This window comes from Bacillus sp. 05T31, from assembly GCF_056396725.1.
The window spans coordinates 1-2,470 of sequence record NZ_JBFTMA010000668.1 but is presented as its reverse complement, the minus strand read 5'-3'; the positions used below and the strand labels follow the sequence as shown (position 1 = coordinate 2,470).

2 protein-coding genes are annotated in these 2,470 nt (G+C 34.9%); both read left to right on the top strand.

The window, feature by feature from the left end:
• On the top strand, positions 1-945 hold a 945-nt coding region (locus AC1DJR_RS26290; RefSeq protein ID WP_477003891.1), incomplete at its 5' end, for a glycosyltransferase family 2 protein.
• A gap of 93 nt (positions 946-1,038) precedes the next feature.
• The gene (locus tag AC1DJR_RS26285) at positions 1,039-2,460 is read left to right on the top strand and encodes a flippase (protein WP_477003890.1); all 1,422 of its coding nucleotides are present in this window, start codon (positions 1,039-1,041) and stop codon (positions 2,458-2,460) included.
• Positions 2,461-2,470: the final 10 nt, after the last annotated feature.

Below are 2,470 nucleotides of genomic sequence, written 5' to 3'. Positions count from 1 at the left end.
CCTCTATACAATGCAGAGAAATATATTGAAGARACAATSCAATCRATAYTAGATCAAACATATAAAAMYATTGAARTTGTAATTGTAGATGATGGAAGCAAAGATCAATCRCCTTCCATCGTAAAAAAYCTTGTACAAAAGTACCCAGGACAAATAAAATACGTCCCTCAAGAAAATCAAGGTGTTTCTGTTGCTCGTAATACAGGAATTGAAAATGCTAGCGGAGAATATGTTGCTTTTCTTGATAGTGATGATTTATGGCATCCAACAAAAATCGAAAAACAAGTTGAAAGCATGCATAAAAACAACATGAACGCTTGTTATTGTGGCTATATGAACTTTTACGAAGAGACTGGTGAAAAAGTTGAGCACACGACAAACTTTATTAAAGGTGATATGACAAAAGCCTTCTTAACGCATCAAGTTGTTGCGCAAACAAGTACTTGGATTTTCAAAAGATCTATCGTGATGGATCATAACATTCGTTTCACACCAGGATGTAGCTGGGGAGAAGAYTTAGAATTTCTATTTAAATTAATGAGYGTWACARATGTATGCTATGTAGATGAATATTTRACATATTAYCGAATCTTATCMGAAGGRAATCTTTCTTCAAAGTATAAAGATTATGAATTAAAAACAGCAAAAGAATTAGAAGTATTTAATCGAATGAAGGATTGGGTTCATAATAAATCAAAAGACTTAATCGTGAATGATTCTACAGAACTTCTTGAAATCCTTGAAACTTACCTATTCCCATATACAGTCATTAATAACGCTTGTATATATATTAAGGGCAACTCTAAATTAGATAAATCACAAGTTCAATTAATCAAGGGCGATATAAATAAATATTGTCGCAAAATTTATTCGAAAAATGGAAAACGAAGCAAGAAGTTATACGCGATGCTTTGGTTTGTACGAATCAAGTTTATGTTTTCTTAAATTAAAGGTACGCTTCTAAACATTCTTTCCGTAAACAAATCAAATTTACAAATAGGACGAAGCGCGTCCTGAAGAATAGAAAGGTCTTGTTCCATGAAAACAAATAAAATCCTTAAAAACGCCTCCTACCTCTTTGTAGGAAATATTACTGTTCGTTTTGTACTTGCTATTGCGACCATTTTCTTTGCAAGATATGTTTCACCAAAGGAGTATGGGATGTTTACAACTGCTTTAGCAGTTTCCGCTGTTATTTGTTATTTTACAGATGCAGGTTTGACACATACATTTATGCGTGAAGGAACGAGAAGCAACGCTAACATTAGCGTACTAATTAGTAGTTATTTACGTATTCGTTTAGTATTAGCTATCGTAATTTCTGTGCTCTTCGCTATTTTCGCTCAGTTCTTCTATCCTGATGCTTACTTACGTGCGATGGTATATTGGGTTGTACTGCCGACAATGTTTGGAGCCACTTTACAAGGTGTTGGGATGGCTTACTTCCAAGTAACAGAACGCATGCAATTTACAGCGATTATTTCTGTAATACAAGGTGTAACAGCCGCAGCTGCTCTTCTACTAGGAATGTCCTTTAAATGGTCACTTATGATGGTTGCTGCCATGTACGGGATATCCAGTCTCGTAACAGGACTTATCGCCTTTATAATGGTAATTCGCCATACAACAGTTCATAAGGGCTGGGATAAAGGTATTTTAGATCAATTGCTCATTTTCACAATCAATGGCATTATCATTATGCTCTTACCACAGTTAGGGCCCATTATATTAGAAAAAGTTTCAACGTATGAGCAAGTTGGATTCTTTGGAGCTGCTTCTAAAATACCTGCTGTCCTTTATCAAATACCTGGTGTAATTGCAGCAGCTTTTTATCCAAAATTATTTGCTTTTGGAAATGAAAAGAATATTGATGAACATAGAAAACTATCTCAGTTCGAATTAAAACTTATGTCTTTCTTAGGAATGGGAATTTCCATTCCATTTATCGCTGATCCAAGCTTTTGGATTGTTACTTTATTAGGTGAACAATATGCACCAGCCGGTGATGCTCTTGCAATTTTAGCCTTTATGGTCATTTTACAATCCATCAACTATCCACTTGCTGATAATTTAACAACAATTGGTCAACAGTGGAAGCGTGCGACAACGATGGGAATTGGATTAGCTGTCGCTATCGTAAGTTACATCGTATTAGGTAGCCACTTTGGAATGATGGGAGCTGCTGTGGCTGCTATCATTACTGAGGTTACTTTATTAATCGGATTTACTTTATTCGTTCGTAAAGGATTTACATTACTATTCAAAGGGATTGTATTTAATACACTAGCATTTATAATCAGTTACACCCTATACCGCACAGTATTAATTAACTTACCACCACTGGTAGCCCTAACACTTACTGGTATATTGTACGGTATTATTGGCCTTGSAATTGATCCACAAATACGCGGGTTGATTTTAGGATTTRTAAATAAAAAGCTAGGTAAGAAAATAGCATAAAGGCCAAGTT